The organism is Nonomuraea sp. NPDC050478, assembly GCF_044458265.1.
In the GTDB taxonomy this organism is placed as follows: Bacteria; Actinomycetota; Actinomycetes; order Streptosporangiales; family Streptosporangiaceae; genus Nonomuraea; species Nonomuraea ferruginea.
This window is the reverse complement of sequence record NZ_JBITHT010000010.1, coordinates 25,634-43,606: the sequence shown is the minus strand read 5'-3', so window position 1 is coordinate 43,606 and position 17,973 is coordinate 25,634. Positions and strand designations below refer to the sequence as shown.

The window sequence follows — 17,973 nt, the reverse complement described above, 5'->3', positions numbered from 1 at the left end:
CTGCCCCAATCAGCAGGGACATACCATGGCAACGATGGAGTTCACGGAGTGGATCAGGGGGCGCACCGACGAGCAGCTGCGGGCGCTGGTGACCGCGCGCCCCGAGCTGATCACTCCGGTGCCGGCGCATCTGGAGGGCCTGGCCGCCCGGGCGAGCAGCCCGTCGGCGATCGCCCGGGTGCTCGACCGGCTCGACCGCTTCACGCTCGCCGTGGTCGAGACGCTCGCCGTCCGGGACGGCCCGGTCAGGAAGACCGCGCTGCGCGAGACGGTCGCGGCGGCGCTGGCGGCGGGCAAGCCGGAGCCGGCGCTGACGTCCGCGCTCGACCGGCTGCGCGACCTGGGGCTCGTGTACGGGCCCGACAGCGCGCTCGACCTGGCCCCGGGCGTGCGCAAGGTGCTGGACGACCCGGCCGGCCTGGGCCCGCCCGCCGACGTGGCGTTCCGCCACCATGCGCCGGAGCAGCTCGACGAGATGGCCGACGACGTCGCGCCGGGCACCACCGGGTCCGGCCGGGAGCGCCTGGCGGCGGCGCTGGCCGAGCCGGGCAAGCTGATCGAGGAGGTGCCGCCGGAGTCGCGGGCCGCGCTGGAGCAGCTCGCGTGGGGCCCGCCCACCGGGCGGGTGCCGAACGCCCGGCGCGAGGTGCGCGTCGCCTCCGCCCGCTCGCCGATCGAGCAGCTGCTGGCCCGCGGCCTGCTGGCGGCGGCGGGTGAGGAGAGCGTGACGCTGCCCCGCGAGGTGGGCCTGTATCTGCGGGGCGGGCGGGTGCACCGCGACCTGCTGGCGCTGCCGCCCTCGCTGGAGGGCACGTCCCGGGGTCAGGATCTGGCCGACCGCACGGCCGCCGGGCAGGCGTTCGCGTTCGTGCGGGCCGTCGAGGAGCTGTGCGAGCGCTGGAGCATCGAGCCGCCGGGCGTGCTGCGCACCGGGGGCCTGGGCGTGCGCGACATGAAGCGCACGGCGGGCGAGCTCGACCTGCCCGACTGGGTGGCCGCGCTGGTGGTGGAGGTCGCGTACGCGTCGGGGCTGGTCGCGGCGGGCGGCAGCGTCGACGGCGAGTGGCTGCCGACCAGCGGCTACGACCTGTGGCGGGTCAGGTCGACCGCCGACCGTTGGGTGGCGCTGGCCGCGGCCTGGCTGGCGATGGACCGGGTGCCCGGACTGGTCGGCGAGCGTGACGATCGCGACAAGCCGCTCAACGCGCTCCACCCCGATCTGCGCCGCTCGTCGGCCGCCGGGGTGCGCAAGGCCACGATGGGCGTGCTGGCCTCCGCGCCGGGGCTCGCCCCGGCGCACGACTCGGTGCTGGAACGGCTGGCCTGGGAGCAGCCGCGCCGCCGGGGGCCGCTGCGCGAGCAGCTGACCGAGTTCGCGCTGCGCGAGGCCGAGCAGCTCGGGCTGACCGGGCTCGGCGTGCTGTCGGGCCACGGGCGGGCCCTGATCACCGGTGCGGAGGCCGCGCCGGTGCTGGCCCCGCTGCTGCCCGAGCCGGTCGACCACGTGCTGCTGCAGGCCGATCTGACGGCGGTCGCGCCCGGCCCGCTGACCAGCGAGCTCAACCGCTGGATGACGCTCGCCGCCGACGTGGAGTCCAAAGGGGGCGCGACCGTCTACCGGTTCAGCGAGAGCTCGGTGCGGCGCGCGCTCGACGCCGGCCAGGCCGCCGAGGAGCTGCTGGCCATGCTGGAGCGCCACTCCGCCACGCCGGTCCCGCAGGCGCTGTCGTACCTCGTCTCCGACGTGGCGCGGCGGCACGGCCGGATCCGCGTCGGCACCGCCAGCGCCTACGTCCGCTGCGACGACCCGGCGCTGCTCGACCAGATCACCGCCGACCGGCGGTCGGCGGCGCTGCGCCTGCGCAGGCTGGCGCCGACGGTCATCGCCTCGCGCTCGTCGCGCGCGGTGCTGGTCGACTCGCTGCGGGCGATGGGGTACGCGCCGGTCCCCGAGTCGCTCGACGGCGACGTGATCATCTCCCAGCTCGACAGCAGGCGCACCGAGGGCCCCGCCCCGGTCCGCCAGGTGGCCCCGACCGGCGAGCCCGATCCTGGCGTGGCGGCGGCGGCCGTGCGGGCGCTGCGCGCGGGCGACGCGGCCCACCTGTCCCGGCGCGAGCCGGTCGACGCCCCGGGCGGCCAGGTGCCCCGCACCCCCGCGACGGCCACGATCTCGAAGCTGCAGGACGCGATCAGGCAGGGGATGCGGGTGTGGATCGGCTACACCGACTCGCAGGGCAACGCCACCTCCCGCATCCTGGAGCCGGCCCGGATGGAGGGCGGCTACCTGACCGCCTACGACGAGACCAGGGCCGCCGTCCACCGCTTCGCCCTGCACCGCATCACCGGCGTGTCCGGCGTCTGAGCGGGGTTGACTGCGTGCCGCGAGTCGGCGGAAGTTAGGGCATGTGACCGAGCACACGCTGAGCAGTCTGGCCGAGCAGTCATGGAGCAGGTTCGACGACTACGACGCGATGTTCTACGAAGGGGTCTGGCACCGCAGCCACAGCCTCGCCGAGCGGGCCCGGCGCGTCTGCGGCGGCTTCGTCGAGGCCGGCATCCGGCCCGGCGACCGCGTGGTCGTGATGATGGCCACCTCCCCCGAGGTGCCGCTCGTCTGCCAGGCGCTGTGGGCTGCGGGCGCGGTGGTGACGCCGGTGGTGTTCCTGGTGGGCGCCGCCGAGCTGCGCCACATCCTGCTCGACAGCGGCGCCGCCGCCGTGGTCACCTCGCCGGAGCTGGCCGGCACGGTGCGGGCGGCCGGGGTGGACGTGCCGGTGTACGTGGACACCGCCGAGCTGGAGCGGGCCGCCGAGCACGGCCCGGTGGCGCGTGACCCCGGCGACCTGGCCGCGCTGATGTACACCGGGGGCACCACCGGCAGGGCCAAGGGCGTCATGCTCAGCCACGCGGGCCTGTGGCAGGTCGCGAAGGCCTCCTACGAGCTGTCCCACCAGGAGGGGATCAACCGGGCGATCGTCCCGGTGCCGCTCTCGCACGCGTACGGCCTGATCGTCACCGTGGCCGGGATGCACGCCGTCGAGCCGCCCCAGGCCGTGCTGATGCGCTGGTTCGACCCCGGGGCGTTCCTCCGGCTCGCCGCCGAGCAGCGCGTCCAGTACGGCACCGTCGTGCCGGCCATGCTGCAGATGCTGCTGGCCGAGCCGCTGGAGTCGCACCCGCTGCCCGACCTGGCCTTCCTCACCTGCGGCGCGGCCCCGCTGGGCAAGGAGGTGCTGACGGAGTTCGAACGGCGGATGCCCGGCGTGACGATCCTGGAGGGTTACGGGCTGACCGAGACCAGCGCGGTGACCACGTTCAACCCGCCGGGGCGGCGCAAGGCCGGCAGCGTGGGCCTGCCGCTGCCCGGCTACACGATCACGATCCGCGACTCGTCCGGCGAGCCGGTGGAGCAGGGCGACGTGGGCGAGATCTGCGTGTCCGGCGAGTCGCTGATGCTGGGCTACTGGGGCGAGCACGAGCCCGACCCCGAGGGCACCGCGCTGGTCGACGGCGAGCTGCGCACCGGCGACGTCGGCTGCGTCGACGACGACGGCTACCTGTACGTGGTCGACAGGAAGAAGGACCTGATCATCAGGGGCGGGTTCAACGTGTTCCCCCGCGACGTGGAGGACGTGCTGAACCAGCACCCCGGCGTGGTCATGTCGGGCGTGGTCGGCCGCCCCGACGACCGGCTGGGCGAGGAGGTCGTCGCGTTCGTGCAGCTCGCGGCCGGCGCCGAGGTCGCCGCCGAGGAGCTGATCGCCTGGGCCAGGGAGCGCGTGGGCCGCGTCAGGTATCCCCGCGAGGTCACGTTCGTCGACTCGATCCCGGTCACCAGCGTGCTGAAACTCGACCGCAAGGCGCTGCGGGCGCGGTTCGCCGGTTAGCAGGATCGGCGACCGAGTCAGGATCTTGCCCGATCCGTGATATTTCTTGACCCGTCAGGAGGTGGCATGAGCGAGGACGATTACCCGTACCAGCGCTACGGCGCCCCCTACGGGGAGCAGCCGCCCCCGTCCTACGGTTACGGCGGCTACCCGCCGCCCCCGCAGCACGCCCGCGGCGAGCCCAACGTCAGCGGCATCGTCGCGCTCGCGCTCAACCTCTTCAGCGTCGTCTCCTGCTGCAACGTCTTCGGCGTCGTCGGCGCCGTCCTGGCCGGCCTGTCCCTGCGTTCAGGCACGGCGCCCGAGAAGGCCCGCACGCTCACCGTCGCGAGCTGGGTGGTGCTGGTGGCCGGCTTCCTGATGATGGCCGTCCTGTTCTTCTACCTGGGCGTCAACGGCCACTTCGACGACTGATTTCCCCGTCCGGGGGACTGTTTGGGCCGTCGCGCGTGTTGGATAGGCGTCAACCGTTTGAAGGGATGGCTGTGAACGACGGCCCGCTCATCGTCCAATCAGACAAGACGCTGCTGCTCGAGGTCGACCACGAGAGGGCCGACGAGTGCCGCAAGGCCATCGCCCCGTTCGCCGAGCTCGAGCGCGCGCCCGAACACGTGCACACCTACCGGGTCACGCCACTGGCGCTGTGGAACGCCCGCGCCGCCGGCCACGACGCCGAGCAGGTCGTCGACGCCCTGATCGGCTACAGCCGCTACCCGGTGCCGCACGCCCTGCTCGTCGACGTCGCCGAGACCATGGCCCGCTACGGCCGGCTCAGGCTGGAGAAGCACCCGGTCCACGGGCTGACGCTGACCTCCACCGACCGGGCCGTGCTCGAAGAGGTGCTGCGCGCCAGGAAGATCCAGCCGATGCTGGGCGAGCGCGTCGGCGACGACACCGTGGCCGTCCACCCGAGCGACCGCGGCAACATCAAGCAGGCGCTGCTCAAGCTGGGCTGGCCGGCCGAGGACCTGGCCGGTTACGTCGACGGCGAGCACCACCGGGTCGAGCTGGTCCAGGAGAGCTGGACGCTCCGGCCCTACCAGCAGGAGGCGGCCGACTCCTTCTGGCACGGCGGCTCCGGCGTGATCGTGCTGCCCTGCGGCGCCGGCAAGACCATCGTCGGCGCGGCCGCGATGGCGCACGCCCAGGCGACGACGCTGATCCTGGTCACCAACACGGTCAGCGCCCACCAGTGGAAGCAGGAGCTGCTCAAGCGCACCTCGCTGACCGAGGACGAGATCGGCGAATACTCCGGCAGCAAGAAGGAGATCCGTCCGGTCACCATCGCCACCTACCAGGTGATGACCACCAGGCGGAAGGGCGTCTACAGCCACCTGGAGCTGTTCGACGCGCGCGACTGGGGCCTCATCGTCTACGACGAGGTCCACCTGCTGCCCGCGCCGATCTTCCGGATGACGGCCGACCTCCAGGCCCGCAGGCGCGTCGGCCTGACCGCGACGCTGGTGCGCGAGGACGGCCGCGAGGGCGACGTGTTCTCGCTGATCGGCCCCAAGCGCTACGACGCGCCCTGGAAGGAGATGGAGAACCAGGGCTGGATCGCCCCGGCCGACTGCGTTGAAGTGCGGGTGACGCTCACCGACGAGGAGCGGCTGGCGTACGCGATGGCCGAGTCGGAGGAGCGCTACCGCTTCTGCGCCACCACGCCGTCCAAGACCCAGGTCACCGAGGCGCTCGTACGCCGTCACCTGGGCGACCAGGTGCTGGTCATCGGCCAGTACATCGACCAGCTCGACGAGCTGGGCGAACACCTGAACGCGCCGGTGATCAAGGGGGAGACCAGGATCAAGGAGCGCGAGCGGCTCTACCAGGCCTTCCGCGACAAGGAGATCCAGGTCCTGGTGGTGTCCAAGGTGGCCAACTTCTCCATCGACCTGCCCGAGGCGAGCGTGGCGATCCAGGTGTCCGGCACGTTCGGGTCCCGGCAGGAGGAGGCGCAGCGGCTCGGCAGGGTGCTGCGGCCCAAGGCCGACGGCGGCGGGGCGCGCTTCTACACCGTGGTCAGCCGCGACACGGTCGACCAGGAGTTCGCCGCGCACCGGCAGCGGTTCCTGGCCGAACAGGGTTACGCCTACTCGATCATCGACGCCGACGACGTGCTGGGCGGGGTGTGAGCCCGGCCGCTCATCGAGCGGCCAGGCATCCCGGTCTCACGTCCAAGAGACTCCGCGGGTCGTCGACAATCGAACCACCCCCCTCACTGCGTCCTCACACCACCGCAACCGAATCCGGCTGCGACATACCCGATGATCCGGCAATGCCACCTGGTATGCCCGGATTTTGCGGCATTTCGTTATATGTCCGCCGTTTGCGAGGAGTGTTCACTTCGCCAGCAGCCCGCCGAGGAACAGCAGCCCTTCCGCGGCGATCCACGAGGCCACGCTCAGCCCCATGAACCGGGTGAACGTCCGCTCGTCCTGCCGCGCCGCCGGCAGCGCCCAGGCCGCCACCGTCAGGCAGGCGGCCACCGCGGCGAACAGCCCGGAGACCGAGGAGAACACGGCGAGCCGCTGGACGCAGGACGGCGACGACCCGCCACAGAACGCCTCCAGACCCCAGCCCGCGAAGACCGACAGCCCCCAGAGGGTGGCCAGCAGGAAGCACGCGATCGTGGGAAGGATCGGGGAGAAGCCGAGTCGCACACGCGCCACGCCGGACTTCTTACCCCTCCCCGGCGACGGCTAAATGCTTTGAAGCCACCCCGACAGCCGCATTAAACTGGCGGATTCGCTGCCTTGTTACCCACCTCCGAGCGCCGGGAGGCACTTTCGCATGCCCACAGACCAACTGGCCCCCGACATACCCCCGGACCTGCCCACGGACGTCCTCGCCGCCGAGCAGGCCCATCTGGCCGAGTCCAGGGCCGCGCTGGCGGCCATGCGCGCGCACGCGCAGTCGCTGTCGGCCGACGCGGCCGGCGACTGGGTGTCGCAGCAGATCCTGCAGTCGCTGCTCGACCAGCGCGTGGCCGCCCTGGCCGACCACCCCGACACCCCGCTGTTCTTCGGCCGGCTCGACCGCTCGGCCGCCGACGACCTGCCCACCACGATCCACGTCGGCCGCCGCCACGTGCACGACGGCGACAGCCGTCCCCTGGTCATCGACTGGCGCGCCCCCGTGTCGCGCGCCTTCTACCAGGCCAGCCCCGCCGACCCGATGGACGTCACGCTGCGGCGCCGGTTCGGCTACCACGGCGGCGCGCTCACCGCGTACGAGGACGAACGGCTCGACCAGGGCACCGAGATCGGCCCGTCACGCATCCTGACCGAGGAGATCGAGCGCCCCCGCACCGGCCCGATGCGCGACATCGTGGCCACCATCCAGCCCGACCAGGACGAGATCGTCCGCGCCGCGCTCACCCGTACGGTCTGCGTGCAGGGCGCGCCGGGCACCGGGAAGACGGCGGTCGGCCTCCACCGGGCCGCCTACCTGCTGTTCACCCACCGCGAGCGGCTCGCCAGGGCGGGCGTGATGATCGTCGGGCCGAACCGCGCCTTCCTCTCCTACATCTCCTCGGTGCTGCCCGCGCTGGGCGAGGTCAAGGTCGACCAGACCACGGTCGCCGGCCTGCTGGGCGACCACGCGGCCCCCGAGGACCCCGCGGTGGGCGCGGTCAAGGGCGACGCCCGGATGGCGGCCGTGCTGAAGCGGGCCCTGTGGCTCCACATCGTCAAGCCGGAAGAGGGCCTGGTCTACTCCAAGGGCGCCTACCGCTTCCGGGTGGCCGACCACGAGGTGCGCGAGATCGTCGCCTCGCTGCGCGGCACCACCCGCTACGGTCCCGGCCGCGCCGCCCTCGCCCAGCGGCTCGCGCACCTCGTGCTCGTACGGATGGAGCAGCGCGGCGAGTCACCCGACGACCGGGTGCAGGACGCGGTGGCCCGGTCCAGGCCGGTCAAGCAGCTGGTGGACGCGGTGTGGCCGAAGCTGGTGCCCGAGCAGGTGCTCTATCGGCTGCTGGCGGACGAGGAGTTCCTCGCCAGGGCCGCCAGGTCCGACCTGTCGCCCGAGGAGCGGCAGCTGCTGCTCTGGCGGAAACCGTACCGGGGATGGAAGTCCGCCAAGTGGAGCGCCGCCGACGCGGCTCTCCTCGACGAGCTGCGCGACCTGATCGAGCGCACGCCCTCGCTCGGCCACCTCGTCGTGGACGAGACGCAGGACCTGTCGGAGATGCAACTGCGGGCGCTCGGCCGCCGCTGCCGCAACGGCTCCGCCACCGTGCTCGGCGACCTGGCCCAGGGCACCACCCCCTGGTCCACCACGTCGTGGCGGTCGGTCCTGACGCATCTCGGGCAGGACGGCGAGGTCACCGAGCTGACGCTGGGCTTCCGCGTGCCGCGCGAGGTCCTCGACTACGCCGCCCGCCTGCTGCCGTCGATCGCCCCCGGGCTCGCCCCGCCCCGGTCCCTGCGTCCCGGCGCCGGGTCCCTCTCGATCCGGCCGGCCGGCGACCTCCACGAGGCGGTCCGCGACGCGCTGGCCCGCGAGGGCTCGATCGGCGTCATCGTCCCCGACGCCGCCGTCTCCGCCGTCTCCGAGTCGCTGTCGGGCGTCGCGCACGCCGTCCTCGACCCCGACTCCACCCAGGAGCACCGCCTCCTGGTGGTGCCGGCGACGCTCGCCAAGGGCCTGGAGTACGACCACGTCATCGTGATGGAGCCGGCCGACATCGTCGACGCCGAGCCCCGCGGCCTGGCCCGCCTCTACGTGGTGCTCACCCGTGCCGTCACCTCGCTCACGGTCCTCCACCGCAAGCCCTTGCCACCCCAGCTCGCCCCGTGACAGGGACGGTGGCGGGGTAGGGGATCACTTCTAGGATGACGTCAAGGAGCTCTCACCCAAGGAGGATGCCGTGCCAGCACCGCTGCCACACGAATACCTGCCGTCGGTCCCCTCGCTCACGGTCCACAGCGACGACATGACGGACGGGGAGAGGCTGAGCGACCTCCACGTCTTCAACGACTGGGGCATGACGGGCCAGAACCTCTCCCCCAGCCTCCGCTGGTCAGGCGCCCCGGCGGAGACGCGCAGCTACGCGGTGACCTGTTTCGACCCGGACGCGCCCACGGGCAGCGGTTTCTGGCACTGGGTGCTGTTCGACATCCCGGCGTCGGTCACCGAGCTGCCCACGGGCGCCGGCACCGCGCCCGAGTTCAAGGGTCTCCCGCAGGGCGCCAAGCACGCCCGCAGCGACTACGGCTCCAAGGACTACGGCGGCGCCGCGCCGCCTCCCGGCGACCCGCACCGCTACGTGTTCACCGTGCACGCGCTCGGCGTCGACACCCTCGGCCTCGACACCGACACCAGCCCGGCCGTGGTGGGCTTCAACATCACCGCCAACACCCTGGCGCGCGGCCACATCGTCCCGCACTTCGGGATCTGACCACGCGAGCGCACCGCCTCCTCCGGGGGGCGGTGCCGCGCCTTGGTAGCTTCGCCCCCATGAGCGATCTAACGATCCGTCCGGGGGGCCTGGCGGACGTCGGAGCTGTCCTGGAGTTCTGGCTGCACGCCGCCGAGGGCACCGACCGTCACGACTCGGCCGGCAAGGTGCGGGCGCTGGTCGAGCGCGACCCGGATGCGCTGCTTCTGGCCGAGCTGGACGGCGCGCTGGCCGGCACGCTGATCGCGGGCTGGGACGGGTGGCGTGCCCATCTCTATCGCCTGGCCGTCCATCCGGCTCACCGTCGCAAGGGCGTCGCCACCGCCCTGCTGGCCGCCGCCGAGGCGCGTTTCGCCGCCTTCGGCGCGTTCCGGGCCGACGCGATGGTCCTTCATGACAACACGCTCGCCCACCACGCCTGGACCGCCGCGGGTTATGCGCCCCAACCGCAGTGGTCGCGATGGGTCAAGCCCCTTTAGGGCTACGGAAGTGAGGCGTTTTCGCCGGCTCAGGTATATCAGAACGTTATCAGCGATATACGGATAGTGGCGGCGCACAAAAAACCGCCTATAAGGGCGGTCGGAAAAGCGAAGCGGCCCGAACCGGAAACACCGGTGCGGGCCGCTCGCGAGAACCTCGGGTCGAGAACCCTCGATCAGAAGTCCATGTCACCGCCGCCGGGCATGCCGGCGGGAGCGGCCGGGGTCTTCTCCGGCTTCTCGGCGATGACAGCCTCGGTGGTCAGGAACAGCGCCGCGATCGAGGCGGCGTTCTGCAGCGCCGAACGCGTCACCTTGGCCGGGTCGATGATGCCCGCCTCGAACATGTTGACGTAGTCGCCGGTGGCCGCGTTGAGGCCCTCACCCGGGGTGAGGTTGCGGACGCGCTCGACCACGACGCCGCCCTCAAGGCCGGCGTTGACCGCGATCTGCTTGAGCGGCTCCTCCAGCGCCTTGCGCACGATGGCCGCACCCGTGGCCTCGTCGCCCGGCAGCTCCAGCTTGTCGAACGCCTTGGCGCCGGCCTGCAGCAGCGCCACGCCACCGCCGGGGACGATGCCCTCCTCGACGGCCGCCTTGGCGTTGCGCACGGCGTCCTCGATGCGGTGCTTGCGCTCCTTCAGCTCGACCTCGGTGGCGGCGCCGGCCTTGATGACAGCCACGCCGCCGGCCAGCTTGGCCAGGCGCTCCTGGAGCTTCTCCCGGTCGTAGTCGGAGTCGGTGCGGTCGATCTCGGCGCGGATCTCGTTGACCCGGCCGGCGATCGCGTCGGCGTCACCGGCGCCGTCGACGATCGTGGTCTCGTCCTTGGTCACCACGACCTTGCGGGCGCGGCCCAGCAGGTCGAGGGTGGCGTTCTCCAGCTTGAGACCGACCTCCTCGGCGATGACCTGGCCGCCGGCGAGGATGGCGATGTCGGCGAGCATGGCCTTGCGGCGGTCGCCGAAGCCCGGGGCCTTGACGGCGACCGAGCGGAAGAGGCCGCGGATCTTGTTGACCACCAGGGTGGCCAGGGCCTCACCCTCGATGTCCTCGGCGATGATGAGGAGCGGCTTGCCGGACTGCACGACCTTGTCGAGCAGCGGCAGCAGGTCCTTGTTGGCCGAGATCTTCGAGTTGACGATCAGGATGTACGGGTCCTCGAGCACGGCCTCCATGCGGTCGGAGTCCGTGACGAAGTACATCGACGTCATGCCCTTGTCGAAGCGCATGCCCTCGGTGAGCTCCAGCTCCAGACCGAAGGTGTTGCTCTCCTCGACGGTGATGACGCCTTCCTTGCCGACCTTGTCCATCGCCTCGGCGATGAGCGAGCCGATCTCGGGGTCGGCGGCGGAGATGGAGGCGGTGGAGGCGATCTGCTCCTTGGTCTCCACGTCCTTGGCCAGCTTGGAGAGCTCCTCGCTGACGCGCTCCACGGCCGCCTCGATGCCCTTCTTCAGGGCCATCGGGTTGGCGCCGGCAGCGACGTTGCGCAGGCCCTCACGTACGAGCGCCTGGGCGAGCACGGTGGCGGTGGTGGTGCCGTCGCCCGCGACGTCGTCGGTCTTCTTGGCGACTTCCTTGACCAGCTCGGCGCCGATCTTCTCCCACGGGTCCTCGAGCTCGATCTCCTTGGCGATCGAGACACCGTCGTTGGTGATCGTGGGGGCGCCCCACTTCTTCTCCAGCACGACGTTGCGGCCCTTCGGGCCCAGCGTGACCTTCACCGCGTCGGCGAGCTGGTTCATCCCGCGCTCGAGACCGCGCCGGGCGTCCTCGTCAAACGCGATCATCTTGGCTGCCATTAGGCGAGACCTCCCAGATGCAGGGTGTCCTGGTGAGATCGAGCCGACGCCCGCGACGGCATGTGGGCCCACATCTCCGTTCGGCAGGCCCCATCGTCTCGATCCCCGTTGGCACTCATCAACATAGAGTGCCAACGACTGTTTAGCACTCTACCCTGTCGAGTGCAAGCTGACTCCGCACCTGGCCAGGTCAACAGATCGCCGTCGAAGGTGTCCGTACGGCGGGCCCCGGGCGGCCCGCCGTACCCCAATGTGAGGTGGCAGTCACACGCACTGCGCTGGCGTGCGAGCTGCCGGTCGCACCAGCTAGGCGACAGCGCGGACGGATTCCGCCTGCGGCCCCTTCTGGCCCTGCGTGATCTCGAACTCGACCCGTTGTCCCTGTTCGAGAGAGCGATACCCGTCCATCATGATTGCCGAGTAATGGACGAATACATCCTTACCACCGTCTACCGCGATGAAGCCGTAGCCCTTGTCCGCGTTGAACCACTTGACGGTGCCCTGCGCCACTTCCGACTCCTCTTACTGGGCTCAGGGATCTCGCCCATTCGTCTGCGAGACCCACAATCGCCATGACTTATGGGGATATCGTCTGACGATCGCACTCGACCATACCTGTGGCATGGCGGTCGGCAACAGAGTCAATCCGCAAAAGCCTTATTTCACCCCTAGCTGAGTAGTTCAAGGTTGAATTTCCCACAAAAGGGAGAAGGCGCCCACATGGGGCGCCTTCCAGACGATCGCTCCGCCGAGCGGGGGGCTCAGCCGCCCGCGACGGCCGGGATGATGGAGATCTGCGTGCCCTCAGGGGCCGGAGTGTCCAGACCTTGGGCGAATCGGACGTCCTCTTCCCCCACGTAGACGTTAACAAAACGCCGAATCTTGCCCGATTCATCCAGAATGCGGGCGCCGATCCCCGGGTAGTCGGAATCGAGCTTGGCCAGGACGTCACGGAGAGTCGCGCCCTCCCCACTCACTTCCGCGTTGCCCCCGGTGTACGTGCGCAGGATGGTAGGAATCCGCACAGAAACGCTCATGTTATGGTCTCGCCTTTCCTGATTGTCAGACAGTCGCGCGGAACGCGTCGAGGGAGGGCCGGATCACGGCCGTGGGCTGCGCGTCGGCCGCGACGGCGTCGAGCGTCTTGAGCCCGTCGCCGGTGTTGAGCACCACGGTCTCGGCCTCCGGGTCGAGCTGCCCGGTCTCGACGAGCTTCTTCAGCACACCCACCGTGACGCCGCCCGCCGTCTCGGCGAAGATGCCCTCGGTGGAGGCCAGCAGCTTGATGGCGGCCACGATCTCGGCGTCCGTCACGTCCTCGACGGCGCCGCCCGTGCGCCGGGCGATGTCGAGCACGTAAGGGCCGTCGGCGGGGTTGCCGATGGCCAGCGACTTGGCGATGGTGTCGGGCTTGACCGGCTGGACCACGTCGTGGCCGGCCTTGTAGGCGGCCGACACCGGCGAGCAGCCGAGCGCCTGCGCCCCGAAGACCTTGTAGGGCGTGTCGTCGACCAGCCCGAGCCGGATCAGCTCCTTGAAGCCCTTGTCGATCTTGGTGAGCTGGGAGCCGGACGCGATCGGGATGACGATCTGCTCAGGCAGCCGCCAGCCGAGCTGCTCGGCGATCTCGTACGCGAGCGTCTTGGAGCCCTCGGCGTAGTAGGGCCGCAGGTTGACGTTGACGAACCCCCACTTGTCGCCCATCGGGTCCCCGATCAGCTCCGAGCAGAACCGGTTGACCTCGTCGTAGGTGCCCTCGATGCCGATGAGCCTGCCGCCGAAGACGCGGGCCATGGCGATCTTGGCCTGCTCCAGCCCGGCGGGGATGAACACGCACGCGTCCAGGCCCGCCCTGGCGGCGGCGGCCGTCACGGCCCCGGCCAGGTTTCCGGTCGAGGAGCAGGAGAGCGTGTGGAAGCCGAAGTTGCGGGCCGCCTCGACGGCGATGGCCACCACCCGGTCCTTGAAGGAGTGGGTGGGGTTGCCCGAGTCGTCCTTCACGTACAGGGACTTGAGACCGAGCGCCCGGCCCAGGTTGCCCGCCTTGACGAGCGGCGTCCAGCCGGGGTTCATGTTGGGCTTGCTCGCGACGTCGGCGGGCACCGGCAGCAGGGAACGGTAGCGCCAGATGCTGGCCGGGCCCGACTCGATGTCGGACCTCTTGACGTCGCCGAAGTCGTAGGCCGCCTCCAGCGGCCCGAAACACTCGACGCAGGCGAAGTTGGGGCCGAGCGGATAGCGGGCGCCGCACTCGCGGCAGGAGAGAGCAGTGGCGGGACCGAAGTCGAGCGACATGAAGCGAGGCCTTCCCTCATCTTCGTCCGCGGCCACCCTGACCGCGGACCGGAATTGGCACCCTGTCCCGGTCGGCCTCGCCAGGTCGCGAGTCACAAGCCGGGAGGGTTGCCGGGGCTTCGCAGGGCCGGTCCCTCCACCCCTCTGGATGAGCAATGTTCAGTTGTGTGGTGCTGCTGACTCGGACTCTACCCAATCAACCACGTGACATGGACAGTCGTCTCACTCTCCGAGATGAACGATCTCACCGGTAGTCGTCGCCCAGCACACCCTGCACGTACTTGCGCGCCTGGTGGATGCGCGACTTGGCGGTGCCGAGCGGGATCTTGAGCTGCTCGGCCACCTCGCTGTAGTCGAGCTGCACGATGTCGCGCAGCACCAGCGCCTGCGCCAGGTCGGGCTTGTCGGCCTCCAGCGCCTCCATCGCGTCGAGCAGGTCGAGCCGCGAGCCCGCGATCACGCTGACCCGCCGCACGTCGGGCTTCTGCGTCAGCAGCTCGTCGGAGCTCTGCTCCGCCGACCTGCGCTTCAGCGAGCGGTACGTGGTGCGCGCGCAGTTGGCGGTCACGATGTGGAGCCAGGTGCTGAACCTGGCCCGCCCCTCGAACCTGGCGATGTTGCGCGCCACCGCGAGCAGGGTGTCCTGGGCCGCCTCCTCGGCGTCATGGTGATACGGCAGGATACGAGCGCAGTGCCGCAGCACGTCGGGCTCGATCCGTCGCAGGAGCTCGCCGAGTGAGCGATGATCGCCTCTGGCTGCGGCATGGGCGAGTTCCTCGGTGTGCTCATCTAGCGCCATAGCTGGGATCCTATGGTCGGAGGGAGCGTAAATGAACAGCGTCCTGCTCGCCTCGAACAGAGGCCCTGTGTCGTTCACCGTGTCCGACGACGGCGTCCTCACCATGAGACGCGGCGGCGGCGGTCTCGTCTCCGGGCTGTCCGGCGTGGCCAGGGACGAGGGCGTGCTGTGGGTGTGCGCGGCTCTGTCCGACGGCGACCGCAGCGCCGTCCGCCAGGCCCCCGGCGGCCGGCTCGACCACGCCGGCTACGAGACGGGCCCGCTGCGCATGCTCGACATCGCGCCCGCCACCTTCCACCGCGCCTACAACTCCGTGGCCAACTCCACGCTGTGGTTCGTCAACCACCTGCTCTACGACATCCCGAACGCGCCGCACTTCGGCACCCGGTTCCGGCGCGACTGGGAGTCCTACCGCGACTACAACGGCGCGTTCGCGCTCGCGCTGGCGGAGGGGGCCGCTCACGGCGCCCGGGTGATGGTGCAGGACTACCACCTGACGCTGACCCCGGCGATGCTCCGCGCCGAGCGGCCCGACCTGCGCATCGCGCACTTCAGCCACACGCCGTGGGCCCCGCCCGAATACTTCTCGCTGCTGCCCGACGAGGTGGCGCGCGAGGTGCTGGAGGGCGTCCTGGGCGCCGACCACGCCGGGTTCCTCACCCGTCGCTGGGCGGGCGCGTTCATGGACTGCTGCGAGACCGTGCTGGGCGCCGAGGTCGACCAGCGGGCCGCGACGATCACGTACGAGGGCCGCACCACCCGCGTCGGCGTGCACGCGCTGGGCGTCGACGGCAAGGCGCTGTGGACCCGCGCCGCCGAGCCCGACGTCGAGTCGCACATGGCGGCCATCAGGGAGGAGGTCGGCGACCGCAAGCTGATCGTGCGCATCGACCGCACCGAGCTGTCGAAGAACATCGTGCGCGGACTGCTCGCCTACAAGGAGTTCCTCGACGCCCACCCCGAGTGGCACGGCCGCGTCGTCCACCTGGCCTTCGCCTACCCGAGCCGCCACGATCTGCCCGAATACCGCGAATACACCGCGGCGGTGCAGCGCTGCGCGCAGGAGATCGAGGACGAGTACGCGACCGAGGACTGGAACCCCCTGATCCTCAACGTCAACGACGACTACCCGCGCTCCCTGGCCGCCTACCGGCTGGCCGACGTGCTGCTGGTCAACCCGATCCGCGACGGCATGAACCTGGTGGCCAAGGAAGGCCCGATCCTGTCGCCGCGCTGCGCGCTGGTGCTGTCGCGGGAGGCCGGCGCGTGCGCGGAGCTGGGCGCGCACGCGCTGGTGGTCAACCCGTACGACATCAGCGGCACCGCCGCCGCGCTGCACGCGGCGCTGGTGATGCCGGAGGCGGAGCGCGCCCGGCGCAGGGAGCGGCTGGAGGCGGCCGCCACCGCGCTGCCCCCGCAGAAGTGGCTGGCCGCCCAGCTCGACGCGCTCGCCTAGATCACTTCCAGTCGGCGTACTTCAGGGTGTCGGCGAGGTTCCCGGTGCTCCACTCGTCGACCACGAGGATCTGCGACTTCGGCAGATACCACTCGCGGGTGGTGAACGTGACGCTGGTCTTCTTCCCGTTGCCGGTGCGGCAGCGGGTGGTGAACTCGTGGTAGTGGGCCTTGTGCCCGGGGCCGACCTGGCGCAGGCCCTTCTTGTGCGCGCCGACCCGCTCGCCGCGCAGGAGCATGCCGTTCTTCGGGCACTTCTGCACGTCGGAGGCGGGGTAGTAGCCGCCCCTGCCGGCGTCGTACGGGCCGAAGCCCTCGGCGCCCGTCCTGATCGCCTTCGGGCCGAAGATCCAGAAGCTCTTGCAGCCGGGAGCGAAGAAGCCACCCCTGGGGTTGGCGCAGGGTCCGGTGACCACCTTGATCCGGTCGGCGCCGACCCGGTGGACCACCCACTTGAGCGGGATGTAGAGGGTCAGGCCCTTGCGCAGCTTCAGTTCCTGGGCGGGGCCGGCGGTGGCCGAGGCGGCTGTCGTGGAGGCGGCGGCCGCGGAGGCGGGGGCCACGAGGACCGCCGCCGCGGCCACGGCCACGGCGGCGAGGTGCTTCTTGCTCATGCCCGGACCATAGGGGTGCCCACTTGCAAACTGGTCACTATCGGCTGAAAGCGGACGTCAACTCGCGGAGCAGCGCCACCACGCCCTCGGGGCCGTCGACGACGATGTCGGCCCGCTCGGCCAGCGCCGTGACCTCGGTGGAGCCGCTGCACACGGTCACGCCGGGCAGGCCCGACGAGCGGACCGCGTCGAAGGCGGCCAGGTCGCCGAGGTCGTCGCCCACGAAGAGCACCGACCTGGCGGAGCGCTCGGTCAGGAACGCGCCGAGCGCGTGCCCCTTGTCCATGCCGGACGGCCGCACCTCCAGCACCATCCGGCCGGGCTCGACGACCAGGCCGTGCTCGGCCGCCAGCGCGGCCAGCGGCTCGCGCAGCCGGGCCAGCGTGCCCTCGGGGTCCGCGCAGCGGCGGGTGTGCACGGCCACCGCGCGGCCCTTGTCCTCGATCGCCGCGTCGGTCACGCCCAGCGAGCCGAGCAGCAGCGGCAGTTTCGCCTTGGCCCGCGGCACCCCGGCCGGCGGCGGGGGCGCGGAGGTCCGCCCGTCCTCCCACCGCTCGAAGCCGTAGTGGCCGAGGATGACCAGGCCCGGCACGTCCTTGAGCGCGGGCCCCAGCTCCAGCACCTTGGCCGGCGGCCGTCCGGTCACGATGGCCACCGCGCCCACGTGCCGGCCCAGCTCGGCCAGCACCGGAGGCGCGCCGGGGTGGACGACGGCGGTGTCGGGGTCGGGCACGATCGGCGAGAGGGTGCCGTCGAAGTCGAGCCCGATCACGGCGCCGGCCGGATCCTTCAGTATCGCTTCCATTCCAGGGATGTCGCTCACGCCGCCTGCCGTACCCAGCCGGTCAGGGGCGCATGCCGAGCCGGCGGGCGGAGCGCTCGCGCCGGCGGGCGGCGCGCAGCCTGCGCAGTCGCTTGACCAGCATGGGGTCGTGCGCCAGCGCCTCGGGACGGTCGATCAACTCGCCGAGCAGCTGGTAGTAGCGGGTGGCGGAGAACCCGAAGGTCTCCTTGACGGCCTGCTCCTTCGCGCCCGCGTAACGCCACCAGTGGCGCTCGAAGGCGAGGAGCTCGAGTTCGCGGTCGGTGAGGGGCCGGTGGACGGGTTCCTGGGCGTGGTCCTGGTCTGCCCTGTCCTCTGCCCTCTGGTCGGCCCTCTGGTCGGCACTGTCACCGTTTGACGGTGCAGTGTCCATGGTGTCCTCCTCAGGAACGGGCGGCGCGACGATGGCTTC

General features: G+C 71.1%; 17 protein-coding genes and 1 riboswitch. Of the genes, 8 read left to right on the top strand and 9 right to left on the bottom strand.

The window, feature by feature from the left end; genetic code table 11:
- Nucleotides 1-34 precede the first annotated feature (34 nt).
- The 4 genes from ACIBF7_RS39275 to ACIBF7_RS39260 all read left to right on the top strand — a co-directional run bounded on the left by ACIBF7_RS39275 (nucleotide 35) and on the right by ACIBF7_RS39260 (nucleotide 6,022).
- Nucleotides 35-2,365 (top strand): helicase C-terminal domain-containing protein, encoded by a 2,331-nt coding sequence (locus ACIBF7_RS39275; protein ID WP_364233666.1) that lies wholly within the window; start codon nucleotides 35-37, stop codon nucleotides 2,363-2,365.
- A gap of 43 nt (nucleotides 2,366-2,408) precedes the next feature.
- Nucleotides 2,409-3,890 carry an AMP-binding protein gene (locus ACIBF7_RS39270; RefSeq protein ID WP_364233668.1) on the top strand — a complete coding sequence of 494 codons (1,482 nt, stop codon included), beginning with the start codon at nucleotides 2,409-2,411 and terminating at the stop codon, nucleotides 3,888-3,890.
- A gap of 66 nt (nucleotides 3,891-3,956) precedes the next feature.
- Nucleotides 3,957-4,304, top strand: a complete 348-nt coding sequence (locus tag ACIBF7_RS39265; protein WP_148035122.1) for a hypothetical protein — start codon at nucleotides 3,957-3,959, stop codon at nucleotides 4,302-4,304.
- Nucleotides 4,305-4,369: 65 nt separating this feature from the next.
- On the top strand, nucleotides 4,370-6,022 hold the full coding sequence (locus tag ACIBF7_RS39260; RefSeq protein WP_148035123.1) for a DNA repair helicase XPB: 1,653 nt from the start codon (nucleotides 4,370-4,372) through the stop codon (nucleotides 6,020-6,022).
- A gap of 207 nt (nucleotides 6,023-6,229) precedes the next feature.
- On the opposite strand, the gene ACIBF7_RS39255 is transcribed toward ACIBF7_RS39260, so the two are convergent.
- A complete protein-coding gene (locus ACIBF7_RS39255) occupies nucleotides 6,230-6,559 on the bottom strand; it encodes a hypothetical protein (protein ID WP_364233672.1) in 330 nt (109 codons plus the stop codon).
- Nucleotides 6,560-6,680: 121 nt separating this feature from the next.
- On the opposite strand from ACIBF7_RS39255, the gene ACIBF7_RS39250 reads away from it, so the two are divergent.
- From ACIBF7_RS39250 to ACIBF7_RS39240, 3 genes are all read left to right on the top strand, one after another.
- Nucleotides 6,681-8,690, top strand: a complete 2,010-nt coding sequence (locus ACIBF7_RS39250; RefSeq protein ID WP_364233674.1) for an AAA family ATPase — start codon at nucleotides 6,681-6,683, stop codon at nucleotides 8,688-8,690.
- Nucleotides 8,691-8,760: 70 nt separating this feature from the next.
- Entirely contained in the window at nucleotides 8,761-9,291 is a 531-nt protein-coding gene (locus ACIBF7_RS39245) for a YbhB/YbcL family Raf kinase inhibitor-like protein (RefSeq protein ID WP_372452525.1), read from the top strand.
- Nucleotides 9,292-9,350: 59 nt separating this feature from the next.
- Nucleotides 9,351-9,770 carry a GNAT family N-acetyltransferase gene (locus ACIBF7_RS39240; RefSeq protein WP_364233676.1) on the top strand — a complete coding sequence of 140 codons (420 nt, stop codon included), beginning with the start codon at nucleotides 9,351-9,353 and terminating at the stop codon, nucleotides 9,768-9,770.
- A gap of 176 nt (nucleotides 9,771-9,946) precedes the next feature.
- Here the strand turns inward: ACIBF7_RS39240 and groL are convergent, their stop codons facing one another.
- From groL to ACIBF7_RS39215, 5 genes are all read right to left on the bottom strand, one after another.
- A complete protein-coding gene (gene groL, locus ACIBF7_RS39235) occupies nucleotides 9,947-11,575 on the bottom strand; it encodes a chaperonin GroEL (RefSeq protein ID WP_345482967.1) in 1,629 nt (542 codons plus the stop codon).
- A 306-nt stretch (nucleotides 11,576-11,881) separates the two neighbouring features.
- A complete protein-coding gene (locus tag ACIBF7_RS39230; RefSeq protein ID WP_148035128.1) occupies nucleotides 11,882-12,085 on the bottom strand; it encodes a cold-shock protein in 204 nt (67 codons plus the stop codon).
- Nucleotides 12,086-12,336: 251 nt separating this feature from the next.
- Nucleotides 12,337-12,612: a MoaD/ThiS family protein gene (locus ACIBF7_RS39225; protein ID WP_132331077.1), complete on the bottom strand. Its 276-nt coding sequence runs from the start codon at nucleotides 12,610-12,612 to the stop codon at nucleotides 12,337-12,339.
- A gap of 25 nt (nucleotides 12,613-12,637) precedes the next feature.
- Complete coding sequence (gene thrC / locus ACIBF7_RS39220) at nucleotides 12,638-13,870, bottom strand: threonine synthase (RefSeq protein ID WP_148035129.1); 1,233 nt, start codon at nucleotides 13,868-13,870, stop codon at nucleotides 12,638-12,640.
- Between the two features lie 13 nt (nucleotides 13,871-13,883).
- A riboswitch (SAM riboswitch) is annotated at nucleotides 13,884-14,025 on the bottom strand.
- Nucleotides 14,026-14,114: 89 nt separating this feature from the next.
- A complete protein-coding gene (locus ACIBF7_RS39215) occupies nucleotides 14,115-14,669 on the bottom strand; it encodes an RNA polymerase sigma factor (protein WP_148035130.1) in 555 nt (184 codons plus the stop codon).
- 31 nt (nucleotides 14,670-14,700) lie between these two features.
- Between ACIBF7_RS39215 and ACIBF7_RS39210 the strand changes: the two genes are divergently transcribed.
- Nucleotides 14,701-16,125, top strand: a complete 1,425-nt coding sequence (locus ACIBF7_RS39210; RefSeq protein ID WP_148035131.1) for a trehalose-6-phosphate synthase — start codon at nucleotides 14,701-14,703, stop codon at nucleotides 16,123-16,125.
- A 1-nt stretch (nucleotide 16,126) separates the two neighbouring features.
- Here the strand turns inward: ACIBF7_RS39210 and ACIBF7_RS39205 are convergent, their stop codons facing one another.
- The 3 genes from ACIBF7_RS39205 to ACIBF7_RS39195 are packed head-to-tail and all read right to left on the bottom strand — an operon-like array spanning nucleotide 16,127 to nucleotide 17,934.
- Entirely contained in the window at nucleotides 16,127-16,738 is a 612-nt protein-coding gene (locus ACIBF7_RS39205) for a hypothetical protein (RefSeq protein ID WP_364233680.1), read from the bottom strand.
- Between the two features lie 37 nt (nucleotides 16,739-16,775).
- Nucleotides 16,776-17,543, bottom strand: a complete 768-nt coding sequence (gene otsB, locus ACIBF7_RS39200; protein ID WP_364233683.1) for a trehalose-phosphatase — start codon at nucleotides 17,541-17,543, stop codon at nucleotides 16,776-16,778.
- Nucleotides 17,544-17,583: 40 nt separating this feature from the next.
- Nucleotides 17,584-17,934, bottom strand: a complete 351-nt coding sequence (locus ACIBF7_RS39195; protein ID WP_364233686.1) for a DUF3263 domain-containing protein — start codon at nucleotides 17,932-17,934, stop codon at nucleotides 17,584-17,586.
- Between the last annotated feature and the right edge of the window lie 39 nt (nucleotides 17,935-17,973).